This window comes from Mycobacterium sp. ABE4_509 (assembly GCF_056160785.1).
Genome location: NZ_JBSWXU010000053.1, coordinates 1 through 13833 on the forward strand (window position 1 = coordinate 1; position 13833 = coordinate 13833).

The window sequence follows — 13833 nt, forward strand, 5'->3', positions numbered from 1 at the left end:
GGCGAGGCCGACCCGCAGCGCAGGTTCGACGCACTCGTCGGTGCACTGGTCGACGTCGCGCTGGCCAACCGCGCATCGGGTGGTCTCTACCGCTGGGAGGGCCGCTACCTGCTCGGCGACGACCAGGCCGAACTGCTCACGCAGCTGCGCACGGTGCACCACCGCATCCAGCAGCCGCTGCTCGAACTGCGCCCCGGGCTGACCCGGCGGCAGTACACGATGCTCTCGACCGCGGTGCTCTCGGTGGTCGGCAGCATCGTCGACCACCGTGCGAAGCTGTCGGCCGCAGCGGCACGTGAGTTGCTGGTCGAGGTCGCCAACACGGTGGTGGCCGCCGAGTTGCCCGAGGTGTCCGAGGTGCCCGCACCCAGGGCGCCGGACGCCGAACCGGCGCAACGTGCCGCCGATTCGTCGAAGTACGAAGCGCTGCTGAATGAGTCGCTGAGACTGTTCCACCGCTCCGGGTATCGCGACACCAGCATGGAGGACATCGCGACCGCGGTCGGAATTCCGACCTCCGCGATCTACAAGTACTTCTCGGGTAAGAGCGACATTCTGGCCGCGGTGTTCCGGCGGGCCTCCGACCGGCTGTCGGCGGAGTCGGCGACGATCATGTCGTCGGTCGCCGATCCGCAGGAGGCGCTGGCGACGGTCATCGACGCGTACGTCGCCCGCTCGTTCGACCAGCCGGAACTGGAGTACGTCTACTACACCGAGCGGCTCAACATGGCACCGGCCGATCAGCGCATTCTGCGTGACCTGCAGCGGTCTCAGGTCGAGTCGTGGGTCGACCTCGTGGTCGCGGTGCACCCCGGCTGGTCCCCGGGGCAGGCGCGTTTCGCGGTGCACGCGGCGATGGCGCTGGTGGTCGACCTCGGACGGCTGGAGGACTACCAGAACTCCCGCGACACGGCGGCCGTGGTGACCGCGTTGCTGGACGCGATCCTGCTGGGCAGCGGCTACCGGTTACGAACGACGTTGCCCGCCAAGTAGAGCAGGTAGACGATCAGCCCGATCACCGCGAGCTTGCGGGTCTTCTGGATCGCCAGTCCGACGCCCAGCGCGGTCTCGATGCCGCCGTCGATGTAGATGTGCTGGCGGGTGTTGGTCGGAAAGACCGCCTTGGTCATGTCGTCGTAGAGCTGGGGCGCCACGAAATGCGACACGCCCGCGGCGGCCACACCCACACCCGCCAGTGTCGCGGCGCGCGAATTCTTCTCCGACGCTTCTTCGTTCACTCGAGCCTCCTAGCTCATCTGGTAGTCGCTCAGCGGGAAGTCCGATGCTTCCTGGATCGCCTTGCGGGTCGAGGTCGGGCGGAGCAGGCTGGGCTCGCCGTTGGGATTGAAGTAGTAGGAGCGCGCCGAGGCGCAGTTGCCGACGGTGAAGATCGAATCGCCGAGCAGTTCGGTCATCCGGTCGAGGTAGCGGTCGTTGGCTTCCTCGGTGACCTCGAAGGTGGTGGCGCCGCGCCGCTGCAGTTCCCCGAACAGCCGGTCCATGTGCCGCATCTGGTATTCCATCGAGTTGAAGAAGTTCAGCCCGAGGAAGGCGTATGGGCTGGCCAGCGACAGGAAGTTCGGGAAGGCGGGCATCGACACGCCCTGGTAGGCCTGGAACCTGGTCTCGCGCCACCACTTGCCGAGGTTGCGGCCACCGCGGCCGACGATCTCGATGGCGGGGAAATTGGCTTCCCACAGGTCGAAACCGGTGGCCAGCACCAAGGTGTCGACGGCGGTCTTGGTGCCGTCGTTGGCCACGATCCCGTCGGGCTCGATCCGGGCGATTCCGGTGTCCTGCAGGTGCACGTTCGGTTTGGTGAAGGTGCGGTAGTAGCTGTTGGAGAACGTGGGCCGCTTGCAGCCGAAGTCGTAGTCGGGGGTGAGCTTGGCGCGCAGTTCTTTGTCGCGGACCGTCGCGAACCGGTGCATCTTGGCCAGATCGCCGGCGGCGATGTTGAACCGGCCGCGGGTGGTCTTGTGGTGCACCACCCCGACCCACACCATGAGTTCGTAGATGGAGTCGGTGACGGCGCGGATGGCGCGCTGGGTCAGCGGGAACCGGGCGAAGACACGCTTGGCGCGCTCGGAGAACGCGAAGTCGATCTTGGGCACCACCCAGATCGGGGTGCGCTGGTAGACGGTCAGGTCGGCGGCCTTCTTGGCCAGTTCCGGGATCAGCTGCACCGCGGTGGCCCCGGTCCCGATGATGCCCACCCGTTCGCCGGTCGGGTCGTAGGAGTCGTCCCATGCGGTGGTGTGGATGACCCGCCCGCCGAACGTGGTGATGCCGGGGATGTCGGGGGTGTGCGGCTGGGACAGGAAGCCGGTCGCGGTGAACAGGTAGCGCGCCGACACGGTGTCGCCGCCGGCGAGCGCGACCCGCCACAGTGAGGCCTCCTCGTCCCAGCGGGCACCTTCGACGACGGTGTTGAACTGCATGTGGCGGCGGACGTCGTACTTGTCGGCGACGTCGCCGGCGTACTGCTTGATCTCGGAGCCGGTGGAGAACAGTCGTGACCAGTTCGGGTTCGGCTCGAAGAAGTAGGAGTAGGTCGTGGTCGGGACGTCCACGGCCAGACCCGGGTAGTGGTTGACGTGCCAGGTGCCGCCCAGGTCGTCCTCGCGGTCGAGAATGACGAAGTTCTCGTAGCCCAGCCGTTTGAGCTGGATGGCGGCGCCGATCCCGGCGAAGCCGGCGCCCACGATGACCGCGTCGTAGTGCTCCGAAGGCATGGCGTAGATGTTACCGCAAGTATCAAACAACTCGGGAAGGCGTGCTCAGCGCGTCTATCCGAGGAGTTCGAGGGCGGCGCCGACGGCCAGGGCCGGGACATCGAGGGTCTTGGAACCCAGGTCGTGGCGCGCCCCGGTGATCTCGACGATCGTCGTGGGGGCGGGGATCAGTGCGGCGGCCGGACGCAGCTCGTCGATGCTGCCGAACGGGTCGGAGGTGCCGTGGGTGAACACCGTCGGCACGGTGATGGCAGGTAGGTGGTCGGTGCGGGCCCGCTCCGGCTTGCCCGGCGGGTGCAGCGGATAGGAGAACAGCGTGAGCACATCGAGCGCCAGGCCCTCCGAGGCCGCCATCGAGGTGAGCCGCCCGCCGTAGGAGTGCCCGCCGGCGATCACCGGCAGCTCGGGACCGGCGAGCGTGCGTACCGCCGCCACGGCTTCGATGATGCCGGCCAGGTCTGCGGCCGACGAGCCCGACGGAGGTCCCTTGGGGCGGCGCCTGCGGTAGGGGAGGTTGTAGCGCACCGCTATCCAGCCGCGGCGCGACCACTCTTCGCAGATGGCCTGCAGCAGGGGTGACTCCCGGCTGCCTCCGGCTCCGTGCGTCAGTGCCACCGCACCGGCGGGGGAGCCCTCGGGACGGTGGACGACGCCGGCGATCTCGTCCATCAGCTCAGCCGGAACAGTGCCGACACCGGTCCGTGGCCGTGCCCCAACGGGTATGCGGCGCGCAGGCATTCGGTGACCCAGTGTTTTGCGAAGCCGACCGCGTCAGGCATCGGGTAGCCGTGTGCCAGGGCGCTGGCGATGGCGGCAGCCAGGGTGTCGCCGGCGCCGTGGTCGTCGCCGGTGTCGATGCGTGGCGAGTCGAATTCGGTGAAGTCGGTGCCGTCGAACAGCAGGTCGGGGCTGTGCGCCGAGGACCGCAGGTGTCCGCCCTTGACCAGTGCCCATCGTGGCCCGAGAGCGTGCAGCGCGCGCGCCGCCGCACGTTGGGTGTCGGCATCGACCACGTCGATGCCGGTGAGCAGGCGCACCTCGTCGAGGTTGGGGGTCACGATCGCGGCGAGCGGGAAGAGCTTGTCCTTCAGGGCGGCGAGCGCACTGGGGTGCAACAGCGGGTCGCCGTGCATCGACGCGCACACCGGGTCGACGACCAGAGGAGTCGCCGGTGCAGCCCGCTGCCAGGCGTCGGCGACGGTGCCGATGATCTCCGAGGAGGCGAGCATTCCGGTCTTGGCGGCCTGCACCCCGATGTCGGAGGCGACCTCCTCGATCTGACCGGCGACGACGTCCAGTGGGATTTCGTGGAAGCCTTTGACCCCCATGGAGTTCTGCACCGTCACCGCGGTCATGGCGACCAGTCCGTGCATGCCGAGCATGGCGAAGGTGCGCAGGTCGGCCTGGATTCCGGCGCCGCCGCCGGAGTCCGACCCGGCGATGGTCATGACGCGCAGCGGCGTCTGACCCGGCGATGTCAGCGGCAGAAAGGTCATGTCTGCGTCACAGGTAGATACACCCGGTTGCCGTGCTCGGCGAACTCGCGCGACTTCTCGGCCATCGCTTCGCGGACGTCATGGCTGATCCGCATCGAGCAGAACTTGGGCCCGCACATCGAGCAGAAGTGGGCGGTCTTGGCCGGGGTGGCCGGCAGCGTCTCGTCGTGGAATTCCCGGGCGGTGTCGGGGTCGAGCGACAGGTTGAACTGGTCCTCCCACCGGAACTCGAAGCGTGCCTGCGACAGTGCGTCGTCACGCTGCTGAGCACGAGGGTGCCCTTTGGCGAGGTCGGCGGCGTGGGAGGCGATCTTGTAGGCGATCACACCGTCCTTGACGTCCTTGCGGTTGGGCAGGCCGAGGTGCTCCTTGGGAGTCACGTAGCACAGCATCGCGGTGCCGGCCTGGGCGATCATCGCGGCGCCGATGGCGGAGGTGATGTGGTCGTAGGCCGGTGCGATATCGGTGGCCAGCGGGCCCAGGGTGTAGAACGGGGCCTCCTCGCACCATTCCTCCTCGAGGCGCACGTTCTCGGCGATCTTGTGCATCGGCACGTGTCCGGGTCCTTCGATCATCACCTGGACCCCATGGGATTTGGCGATCGCGGTCAGTTCTCCGAGGGTGCGCAGCTCAGCGAACTGGGCGGCGTCGTTGGCGTCGGCGATCGAACCGGGTCGCAGGCCGTCGCCGAGGGAGAAGGTGACGTCGTAGCGGGCGAGGATCTCGCAGAGTTCCTCGAAGTGGTTGTAGAGGAAGGACTCCTGGTGGTGCGCCAGGCACCAGGCGGCCATGATCGATCCACCGCGCGAGACGATTCCGGTCACCCGGTCCACGGTCAGCGGGATGTGGCTCAGCAGTACCCCGGCATGCACGGTCATGTAGTCCACGCCCTGCTCGCACTGTTCGATCACGGTGTCGCGGTACAGTTCCCAGGTCAGTTCGACCGGGTCGCCGTTGGTCTTCTCCAGCGCCTGATAGATGGGGACGGTGCCGACCGGGACGGGGGAGTTGCGCAGGATCCATTCGCGGGTCAGGTGGATGTCGCGGCCGGTCGACAGATCCATGATGGTGTCGGCGCCCCATCGGGTGGCCCACACCATCTTGTCGACCTCTTCGGCGATGGACGAGGTCACCGCCGAATTGCCGATGTTGGCGTTGACCTTCACCGAGAAGGCCTTGCCGATGATCATCGGTTCGGCCTCGGGATGATTGTGGTTGGCCGGGATTACGGCCCGACCGCGTGCTACCTCGTCGCGTACGAGTTCTGCTGCGACGCCTTCACGTTCGGCGACGAACAGCATCTCGTCGGTGACTTCACCGGAACGGGCGCGCTGGAGCTGGGTGCCCCGGTCGCGGGTGACCCGGCGCGGGGGCAGGCCCTTGTCGAGGTCGATGACGGCCTCGGTGTCGGTGTACGGACCGGAGGTGTCATAGAGGTCGAGGTGTTCGCCGGTGCTGAGGTGGACCCGGCGGAACGGCACCCGGGATTCACCGACCTGGCGGTAGACCTTGGAACTGCCCTGGATGGGTCCGGTGGTGACGGACGGGCTGGGTGCAACGTCGACAAAATCAGTCATCTTCACTCTCCCTACGCCGGCATTACCCGGTCAGGTTCCTACGGTCGACGGGCCTACCCGTCCTCTCAGCGCGCTCGGTGCACGCTCCCGCGTTCGATTGGCGATGCCCACGCTAGCGCATCGGCCCGGGCCCCGGGAACAGGGCGCGGGGCGGGAATACGAATTGCCTCCCGATAATTTGTATAGCTAATATATGTTTTCTGTGAGTGAGGGCGGTGCGAGTGACCACTGAGATCGGATCGACGGGAGGACCGCCGGACGCCGGTGCCGGCAGCGTGGCGGCGCGTGCGCCGGGACGGTTCGATCAGGACCATCCCCGCTACAAGTGGGTCGCGTTGTCGAACACCACGCTGGGCACCCTGCTGGCGGCGGTGAACGCCTCGATCGTGCTGATCTCGCTGCCGGCCATCTTCCGCGGCATCGGCCTGAACCCGTTGTCCCCGGGCAACATCAGCTACCTGCTGTGGATGTTGATGGGCTATCTCGTCGTCACCGCGGTGCTCGTGGTGCCGTTCGGCCGGCTCGGTGACATGTTCGGCCGCGTCCGCATCTACAACATCGGGTTCGCGGTGTTCACCGTCGCGGCGATCGCGTTGTCGTTCGACCCGTTCCATCTGGGACCGGGGGCGATCTGGCTGATCGTGTGGCGGGTCGTGCAGGGTGTCGGCGGCGCGATGCTGATGGCGTCGTCCTCGGCGATCCTGACCGACGCGTTTCCGGCCAATCAGCGCGGCATGGCCCTCGGGGTCAACATGGTCACCGCGGTGGCCGGATCCTTCCTGGGTCTGCTGGTGGGTGGTGCCCTCGCAGAATGGCATTGGCAGGCGATCTTCTGGGTCGGCGTTCCGATCGGGCTGGCGGGAACGATCTGGAGTGTGCGCTCGCTGCGTGAGATCGGGACCCGCACCCCGGGCCGACTGGACTGGCCGGGCACCCTGACGTTCGGCGTCGGGCTGACGGTGCTGCTGATCGGCATCACCTACGGCATCCAGCCCTACGGCGACTCCACCACCGGCTGGACCAACCCGGTTGTGCTGGGCGCCATCGCAGGCGGGCTGGCGCTGCTGGTGGTGTTCTGCGTGGTCGAACTCAAGGTCGAGCAGCCGATGGTGAACATCCGGCTGTTCCGGTCGACCGCCTTCGGGATGGGCAACCTCGCCGGGCTGATGTCCTCGGTGGGCCGGGGCGGGCTGCAGTTCATGCTGATCATCTGGCTGCAGGGGATCTGGCTTCCGCTGCGTGGCTACGACTTCGAGACCACGCCGTTGTGGGCGGCGATCTACATGCTGCCGATCACGGTCGGGTTCCTGCTGGCGGGGCCGGCCGCCGGTTGGCTGTCGGACCGCTACGGGGCGAGGCCGCTGACGGTCGGCGGGATGGCGTTGATGGCGGTGTCCTTCATTGCGCTGGTGATGATTCCGGTGGATTTCGACTACCGCGTGTTCGCCTTGTTGATCTTCCTCAACGGGGTGGGCGGCGGCATCTTCACCGCACCCAACACGGCGGCCATCATGTCCAGCGTGCCGGCGTCGGAGCGCGGGGCAGCCTCCGGGGTGCGGGCGACGTTCTTCAACGCCGGTTCGTCGTTGTCGATCGGGATCTTCTTCTCGCTGATGATCGTCGGGCTGGCCAACACCCTGCCTGCTGCGTTGAGCAGTGGCCTTCAGGAGCAGGGTGTTTCGGCATCGGTGGCCGAGCAGGTGGCGGATCTGCCGCCGGTGGGCAGCCTGTTCGCGGCGTTCCTGGGCTACAACCCGATCGCCGAACTGCTCGAGCCCTACCACGCGCTGCACCAGCCCGGTGTCAACGCCGAGGTGCTGACCGGCCAGACGTTCTTCCCGCACCTGATCATCGAGCCGTTCCACGCCGGTCTGGTGGTGGTGTTCGTCGCCGCTGCGGTGATGATGGTGATCGGCCTGATCGCATCACTGTTCAACCCGGGTCGTTACGCCGAGGACGTCAGCGACGACTAGAAAAGCGCGCCGCGTAGGACCAGCTCGTCGAGCCGGCGCGTGATGATCGCTCCGACGGGCAGTCGTGCGGCGATCTCCAGACTGTCGTCGGCGACGTCCTCGGCCCACGCCGCCGGCCACCCGCGTCCACACCAGCTCCCGCTCGACGCAGTAGTGGTAGTCGCCGGGGTGGGTGCCCTGCGTGTGTTCAGTGGCCACAAGGATTTTCACGATGCTCCTAGAACGGTGGTGGGTCGTCGGTGGGGTCGGGTGGGTGGGCTGCCGGTTGTGGCGCCTTGTTCGGCGGGGCCGGGTTCTGCTGGGTGGTGGTGTCCTCGAGTTCGCGTTGGGCGGCGTTGAGTCGGCGTTCGCGGGTGATGTAGTTGGCGCGGGCTGTGTCACGGGTGTGGCGGCGTAGCGGCATCTTCAGTTCCCGCCCCGGGGTGCGCGGCGGTGTGGGGCTGGGTGTTGGTCGGCCCGGTGGGTCGCTGCTGGTGGTGGTCCAGGTGGGGAACAGCAGCGTCGAGAAGGGTTTGGTGGTGTAGGTGTGCTCGGTGGGGGTGGTGATCTGCAGGGCGCCGTCGGGTGACTGGGTCTGGTGCCAGTCGTCGTAGAAGGTTTTGAGCAGGTGGTGCAGCCGGCATTTGCAGCTCAGGTTGGCCGGGTGGGTGAGCCCGGCGGGCCAGGGGGTGATGTGGTCGATATCGGCATGGATGGCGGGGCGGTCGCAGCCGGGGACCCGGCAGGTCAGGTCGCGGGCGCGGACGAATTCGTCGAGGGCGGTGGAGGGCCGGTAGCCGGGGCTGGCGGGTAGTGCGCCGGCTCGGGCGACTCGGCGCACGGTGGAGCCCCGGGCGATCCAGTCGGCCAGCACCGCGGCGGGCACCACGGTGCCGGGCAGCCCGGGGATCACCGCCGGGCGCGCCGCGGGTGGAGGCGACGCAGATGTGTCCAGGGTGGGTTGGGTTCGGGGGTGCTCGCCGTGCAGGGCGGGATCGGGGGTGGCGCTGGCGGCGTTGTCGTCGGCGACGACGTGCACCACGACGCTGGTGGCGCGGGCGTCGGGGTTCTGGCTGGCGGGGCAGTCGGTGTCGCCGCACAGGCAGTGCAGTTCGAAGACTCCGGCGAACACCGCGCCGAACGCGTCGGCGCGTTTCTGGGCCAGGGTGCGCGGATCGGCGTCGCACACCGAGGCGACCATCGCGGCGAGGCGTTGCGCGGCGATCGCGGCGTCCAGGGAGCCGACCCGCCCGGACACCGTGGTGGTGCCGGTCGCATCGTCGCGTATTCCGATGCGGAAATCGCGGTCCCGGTAGCGGGTACGGGCGCGGCGGACGGCGTCGGGGTCCAGGGCGTGGATCCACACCTCGATCGCGGTGTCGAGTTTGTCTCCCGACAAGCTGCCCCATGAGGTGGCTGCGGCGGCGAACTGCTCATCGAGGGCTGCCCACACCGTGTCGTCGACGACGAGTGTGCACTGCCACACGATGCGGGCGATGACGCGTTCGCTGACGTGGCCGGCCAGGAATCGATTGTTCAGCCGCGGCAGTCTGTCGCGCAGGGTCTCGGCGGTGTCGAGCCAGCGCAGCGCGCGCCCGTGCGAGATCGTCAGCGCGCACCCCACCTGCGCGGCGGCCTCGTCGAGGTCGTCACACACCCAGCGGGCCCGCTGTGGGTCGCGTCGGGCCCGGCGCGACCATTCGGCCAGCGCCGCGAACTTGCGGGCCTCGGCTGCTGCGGCGGCCGCTGACCAGCCGGTGATCGCGTCGATCACCTCGGCATCCGACGCGCCGGCCAACCCGGTCGGCCCCGGAAGCGAATCATCGAACATATGTGCGATTCTAGACGGGTCTACTGACTCAAGGTCAGCCCCGGAACGCAGCCCACCCAACCTGGGGATGAAAACGCGATTGGGGACAACTGCCGTCGGCCGCACCGTTGGTGACTAGATCGACGCGCGCGCCTCGCGTGAGGTGAAGGTTCAGGCGGCGTTGCGTAGCGTCCGGACGAAATCTGCTACCGCTGTGCCGATCTCATCGGCGGAGTCCTCCTGGACGAAGTGCGATCCGGCCACGGTCACCTCGGTCTGGTTCGGCCAGCTCCGGACGAAATCGCGGGTCCGGCCGGTGAGGATGGCGCCGGGCTCGGCGTTGATGAACAGTTTCGGGACCGGGCTCCCACTCAGCCATGCGCCGTAGTCCTGGACGGTCTTGACCACATCGGCGGGCTCTCCTTCGATCGGAATATTCCGTGGCCACGACAAGGTTGGCCGGCGACCCTCCCCGGGCGTGTCGAACGGTGCCCGATAGTGGGCCATCTCTGAGTCGGTGAGGGTCCGCAGGATCGCTCCGGGAAGCACCGCTTCTACGAAGAGGTTCTGCTCGAGAACCATGGATTCTCCTGCAGGAGAGCGGAACCCCTGGAATACTTCGCGAACGGGTTCGGGAAAGTCCGACCAGTCGATGGGCGCCACGATGGACTCCATGTAGGCGATGCCCGCTATCCGATCAGGGTTTTGACGGGCCCAGTCGAATCCCAGCGCCGAACCCCAGTCGTGCAACACCAGCACCACCCGATCGCCGAGATCGAGCGAGTCCCACAGCGCGAACAGGTAGTCGCGCTGCTCGGCGTAGTGGTAGCTGTCCGGTCCGGAATCGTCGAGCTTGTCGGACCCGCCCATCCCGATCATGTCGCAGGCGACGAGGCGACCCAGTCCTTCCAGGTGCGGCATGACGTTGCGCCACAGATAGGACGAGGTCGGGTTGCCGTGGGCGAAGACGATGGTCATGTCGTCTGCGGTGCCCGCGCCTTCGTCGATGTAGGCCATCTGTTTTCCGGCGATCGTCTTGTGTCGCAGGGTGCCGTAGGGCTCTGATCTGGTCACTGCTGCTCCTCGATGCTGGCTGAAGCCGCGACGGCTGCCGCGGCCTGTCGTGCGACGCGAAGGATGCGCGCGGAGAATTCGTCGTCGGGCACGGCCCGGGCCAGCGACAGGCCCCCGACGCACACCGCCATCAGGGCGATGGCGTCATCGAGCCGGTCATCGTCAGCGTTGTCACAGATTGCGGCAAGCGAGGTCCGCAGCTCTTGCTCGAACCGGGCGCGGAAAGCCGTGTCGGCGTGTGCGGCGTCGGAGGCGGTGGCCGCGAACGCGCACCCGCTGCCCGGAGCGTCGCGGTGTGCGGTGGTCAGGTAGCGGTCTGCCAGATCACCTAGCCGGGCCCGCCAGGACCTGCCCTTGCCGGGCGTGATCCATTCCGGCCGCCGGGTGGCCAGAGCGTGGGCGAAGGCCGCGTCGGTCAGCTCACTCTTGTTGGCGAAGTGCGCGTAGAACGCGCCGTGAGTCAGGCCCGCCTCCTGCATGACCGGCGCGATCGCGGTCCCGTCGAGGCCTTCCTCGCGCAGCAGCCGGGCTGCTGCCTCGAGGATGCGTGTCCGCGAGGCCTGCTTGCTTTCCGCGCGGGGGGTTCCCGAATCTCGCATGATGGCCAACATACCAAGTTTCACATGATGTACAACATGCGAAATTGTGGCGGGTGGCGCGTCGCTGTCGGTGTGGAGAGCCGGGGGAGGGCGGAGCTACGCGGGCTACGGCGCCAGTTCGATCAGCACCGGAGCGTGGTCGCTGGGCGAACCCACCCGCGCCTTACCGGTCTTGCGTTCGTCGCGGACGATCTCACCGTGCGTGACCCGATCGGCCAGCCCGGCTGACCCCAGGATGAAGTCGATGCGCATGCCCCGGTTCTTCGGAAAGCGCAACTGGGTGTAGTCCCAGTAGGTGAACACGTCCGGTCCGGGGGTGAACGGGCGCACCACATCGGTGAACCCGGCGTCGACCATCGCGGTGAACGCGCTTCGCTCGGGTGCGGTGACGTGCGTGCTGTCCCGGAACACCTCCATGTCCCAGACGTCCTCGTCGGTGGGGGCGATGTTCCAGTCGCCCATCAGTGCGATCTGTGCCGACGGGTCCGAACTCAGCCAGGATGACGCCGTATCCCGTAGTGCAGCAAGCCATTCCAGCTTGTAGTGATAGTGCGGTGAGTCCACGGTCCGGCCGTTGGGCACGTAGAGGCTCCAGAGGCGAACGCCGGCACAGGTCGCCCCCAGGGCGCGCGCCTCGGCGACTCCCTCGGCCTCGGGCTTGTCGCTCCAGGTGGGCTGTCCGGGAAAACCGACCTCCACGTCGCCGATACCGACCCGCGAGGCGATCGCCACACCATTCCACTGGTTGAACCCACAGTGCACGACGTCATAGCCCAGCGCGGCGAACGGCATGGTGGGGAACTGCTCGTCGGAGCACTTGGTCTCCTGCATCGCCAGCACGTCCACGTCGGCACGCTCGAGCCAGTCGGTCACGCGATCGACCCGGGCGCGGATCGAGTTGACATTCCAGGTGGCCACCCGCATGCGTCAACCCTACGACGGCGGTGCCGCAGGGTTGGCCGCCAGGATGTCGCCGGCCAGTACGTAACGGGACCGGTGGTGTGACCAGAAGCCCATCGACTCGTAGAGGGCACGGGCAGAAGAGTTGTCGGTGACCACCTGGACATAGGAGCGGGTGGCGCCCCGCTGCCCCGCCCAGGCAAGCAGGCCGTTGCACAGCGAGCGGGCCTTACCCTGGCGCCTCGCCGACTCGGCCACGTGCACCGCCGACACACCCGCCCACCTGGTTCCGTCGGGCGCCTCGGTGACCGCCACGCGCCCCACCGCGACGCCGTCGAGCGTGCCGAAAGCCACCTCGCCGTCGATCACCGCGGTGAGCACCTCGCCCGGTACCTCACGCTGGTAGACCCGAAGCCAGACGTCATCCGGGTGCGGCGCCACCGACAGCCCGGCAGGCAGCTCCACGTCGTCGGCGATATAGTTTGCCATCACGAGGTTTTCGGCGTCGGTGGGGACGCCGTCGGGAATGCGCAGCAGCCGGTCCGGAGCCGAGATCAGCGCGGGCACACCGCGGGCGGCGTACCAGTCGGCGACCGCGGCGATCTCGGCGTAGGAGCTGAACTGCAGCGGCACAGCTGAGTTGGCCCGGCGGGTGCTTCCGCGGCCGAATCGCACCAGCCATCCCTCGATCCACTGCTGCTCGGTGCCGGGCCAGGCCAGCGCGGCAGCGTGTTCGAGGTTGCGGATCTCGCTGGTGCGGACAGGGACCTCCGGCACCACCCGCACCGCGAGAACGTCGGCGGAAGCGACCTCGACGACGTCACCGTGTCTGGTCCGCACCCGCACCGTCGCGCCGGTGTCGAGCAGATGGCCGACCACGTCGGAGTGTGGCGGTGTGGCGCCCGCCGGCAGCCGGTAGCGCAGGCTCACCCGCGTGCCGACCTCGGGAAGTTGCGGCACCGCTCAGTGGCCGAACGGGTCGGGGTCCTCGCCGGGCATCCACGACAGGCCGGGAACCCCCCACCCGTGCGAGCGGATGGTGCGCTTGGCGGCCCGGGCGTTGCGGCCGATCAGGCAGTCCACGTACAGGAACCCGTCCAGGTGTCCGGTCTCGTGCTGCAGCATCCGGGCGAACAGGTCCTCGCCCTCGATGGTGATCGCGTTGCCGTCGGCGTCGAGGCCCGTCACCCGGGCCCATGACGCCCGGCCGGTGGGAAACGACTCGCCGGGCACCGACAGGCACCCCTCGTCGTCGTCCTCGGGGTCCGGCATGGTCTCGGGCACCTCGGAGGTCTCCAGCACCGGGTTGACGACGACGCCGCGGCGCCGCAGCGTCTTGCCGCGCGAGTCGGCGCAGTCGTAGACGAAGACCCGCTTGTTGACCCCGATCTGGTTGGCTGCCAGCCCCACCCCGTAGGCGGCGTCCATGGTGTCGTAGAGATCCTGGATCAGATCTACGACCTCGGCGGGCAACGAGCCGTCGTCTGCGACGGGAACCGATTCGGTCGCCGTGTGCAGGACGGGATCTCCTACGATTCGGATGGGGCGTACGGCCATGACCGGCAAGCTTAGTGCCGGTGCCCGGCGCGCAGTCCGGCCGCCGACTCGCGGACGTTTGTGACGACTTCCGTGACCAACCCGTGATTGAATACTCGCCGAAACCACACGGATGTCATTTTCGATTGTCGGA

The 13833-nt window shown here is 67.9% G+C and carries 13 protein-coding genes, 2 pseudogenes and 1 riboswitch; of the genes and pseudogenes, 2 read left to right on the forward strand and 13 right to left on the reverse strand.

All coding sequences use genetic code 11. The features are described from left to right. Positions 1–993: TetR/AcrR family transcriptional regulator (locus tag ACXAID_RS13410; RefSeq protein ID WP_475022712.1), on the forward strand; the 993-nt coding region annotated here is incomplete at its 5' end. Here ACXAID_RS13410 and ACXAID_RS13415 read toward each other — a convergent pair. The 5 genes from ACXAID_RS13415 to thiC all read right to left on the reverse strand — a co-directional run bounded on the left by ACXAID_RS13415 (position 960) and on the right by thiC (position 5808). Continuing rightward, the gene (locus ACXAID_RS13415) at positions 960–1238 is read right to left on the reverse strand and encodes a hypothetical protein (RefSeq protein WP_475022713.1); all 279 of its coding nucleotides are present in this window, start codon (positions 1236–1238) and stop codon (positions 960–962) included. The genes ACXAID_RS13410 and ACXAID_RS13415 overlap by 34 nt on opposite strands. Before the next feature lie 9 nt (positions 1239–1247). Then, on the reverse strand, positions 1248–2735 hold the full coding sequence (locus ACXAID_RS13420) for a flavin-containing monooxygenase (RefSeq protein ID WP_475022714.1): 1488 nt from the start codon (positions 2733–2735) through the stop codon (positions 1248–1250). A gap of 54 nt (positions 2736–2789) precedes the next feature. After that, positions 2790–3404 carry an alpha/beta hydrolase family protein gene (locus tag ACXAID_RS13425; RefSeq protein WP_475022715.1) on the reverse strand — a complete coding sequence of 205 codons (615 nt, stop codon included), beginning with the start codon at positions 3402–3404 and terminating at the stop codon, positions 2790–2792. Next, the gene (gene thiD, locus ACXAID_RS13430) at positions 3404–4231 is read right to left on the reverse strand and encodes a bifunctional hydroxymethylpyrimidine kinase/phosphomethylpyrimidine kinase (RefSeq protein WP_475022716.1); all 828 of its coding nucleotides are present in this window, start codon (positions 4229–4231) and stop codon (positions 3404–3406) included. Before thiD ends, ACXAID_RS13425 begins: the two co-directional genes overlap by 1 nt. Next, complete coding sequence (thiC, locus tag ACXAID_RS13435) at positions 4228–5808, reverse strand: phosphomethylpyrimidine synthase ThiC (RefSeq protein WP_475022717.1); 1581 nt, start codon at positions 5806–5808, stop codon at positions 4228–4230. The genes thiD and thiC overlap by 4 nt, the downstream gene beginning before the upstream one ends. Then, a riboswitch (TPP riboswitch) is annotated at positions 5800–5909 on the reverse strand. It overlaps the preceding gene by 9 nt. A 174-nt stretch (positions 5910–6083) precedes the next feature. Here thiC and ACXAID_RS13440 point away from each other — a divergent pair. Further along, positions 6084–7781, forward strand: coding sequence for an MFS transporter (locus ACXAID_RS13440; RefSeq protein WP_475022737.1), 1698 nt, complete (start codon positions 6084–6086; stop codon positions 7779–7781). On the opposite strand, the pseudogene ACXAID_RS13445 reads toward ACXAID_RS13440, so the two are convergent. From ACXAID_RS13445 to ACXAID_RS13480, 8 genes and pseudogenes are all read right to left on the reverse strand, one after another. Continuing rightward, positions 7778–7886: pseudogene (locus tag ACXAID_RS13445) on the reverse strand (DUF7715 family protein); the annotation flags it as partial. The gene ACXAID_RS13440 and the pseudogene ACXAID_RS13445 overlap by 4 nt on opposite strands. A gap of 54 nt (positions 7887–7940) precedes the next feature. Then, positions 7941–7991, reverse strand: a pseudogene (locus ACXAID_RS13450) (DUF7715 family protein); the annotation flags it as partial. Positions 7992–7998: 7 nt separating this feature from the next. Further along, positions 7999–9591 carry an HNH endonuclease signature motif containing protein gene (locus tag ACXAID_RS13455; RefSeq protein ID WP_475022718.1) on the reverse strand — a complete coding sequence of 531 codons (1593 nt, stop codon included), beginning with the start codon at positions 9589–9591 and terminating at the stop codon, positions 7999–8001. A 150-nt stretch (positions 9592–9741) separates the two neighbouring features. Then, positions 9742–10644, reverse strand: a complete 903-nt coding sequence (locus ACXAID_RS13460) for a haloalkane dehalogenase (RefSeq protein WP_475022719.1) — start codon at positions 10642–10644, stop codon at positions 9742–9744. Continuing rightward, on the reverse strand, positions 10641–11243 hold the full coding sequence (locus ACXAID_RS13465; RefSeq protein ID WP_475022720.1) for a TetR/AcrR family transcriptional regulator: 603 nt from the start codon (positions 11241–11243) through the stop codon (positions 10641–10643). Before ACXAID_RS13465 ends, ACXAID_RS13460 begins: the two co-directional genes overlap by 4 nt. Before the next feature lie 105 nt (positions 11244–11348). Then, entirely contained in the window at positions 11349–12167 is an 819-nt protein-coding gene (locus tag ACXAID_RS13470; RefSeq protein WP_475022721.1) for an exodeoxyribonuclease III, read from the reverse strand. Between the two features lie 9 nt (positions 12168–12176). Next, a complete protein-coding gene (locus ACXAID_RS13475; protein WP_475022722.1) occupies positions 12177–13103 on the reverse strand; it encodes an N-acetylglutamate synthase, CG3035 family in 927 nt (308 codons plus the stop codon). A 3-nt stretch (positions 13104–13106) separates the two neighbouring features. Further along, on the reverse strand, positions 13107–13700 hold the full coding sequence (locus tag ACXAID_RS13480) for a peptide deformylase (protein WP_475022723.1): 594 nt from the start codon (positions 13698–13700) through the stop codon (positions 13107–13109). Between the last annotated feature and the right edge of the window lie 133 nt (positions 13701–13833).

Excerpts from the sequence above, each read along its gene's own strand:
- ACXAID_RS13420 (WP_475022714.1), bottom strand. The coding sequence starts at position 2,735 with ATGCCTTCGGAGCACTACGACGCGGTCATCGTGGGCGCCGGCTTCGCC.
- ACXAID_RS13425 (WP_475022715.1), bottom strand. The coding sequence starts at position 3,404 with ATGGACGAGATCGCCGGCGTCGTCCACCGTCCCGAGGGCTCCCCCGCC.
- thiD (WP_475022716.1), bottom strand. The coding sequence starts at position 4,231 with ATGACCTTTCTGCCGCTGACATCGCCGGGTCAGACGCCGCTGCGCGTC.
- thiC (WP_475022717.1), bottom strand. The coding sequence starts at position 5,808 with ATGACTGATTTTGTCGACGTTGCACCCAGCCCGTCCGTCACCACCGGA.
- ACXAID_RS13455 (WP_475022718.1), bottom strand. The coding sequence starts at position 9,591 with ATGTTCGATGATTCGCTTCCGGGGCCGACCGGGTTGGCCGGCGCGTCG.
- ACXAID_RS13465 (WP_475022720.1), bottom strand. The coding sequence starts at position 11,243 with ATGCGAGATTCGGGAACCCCCCGCGCGGAAAGCAAGCAGGCCTCGCGG.
- ACXAID_RS13470 (WP_475022721.1), bottom strand. The coding sequence starts at position 12,167 with ATGCGGGTGGCCACCTGGAATGTCAACTCGATCCGCGCCCGGGTCGAT.
- ACXAID_RS13480 (WP_475022723.1), bottom strand. The coding sequence starts at position 13,700 with ATGGCCGTACGCCCCATCCGAATCGTAGGAGATCCCGTCCTGCACACG.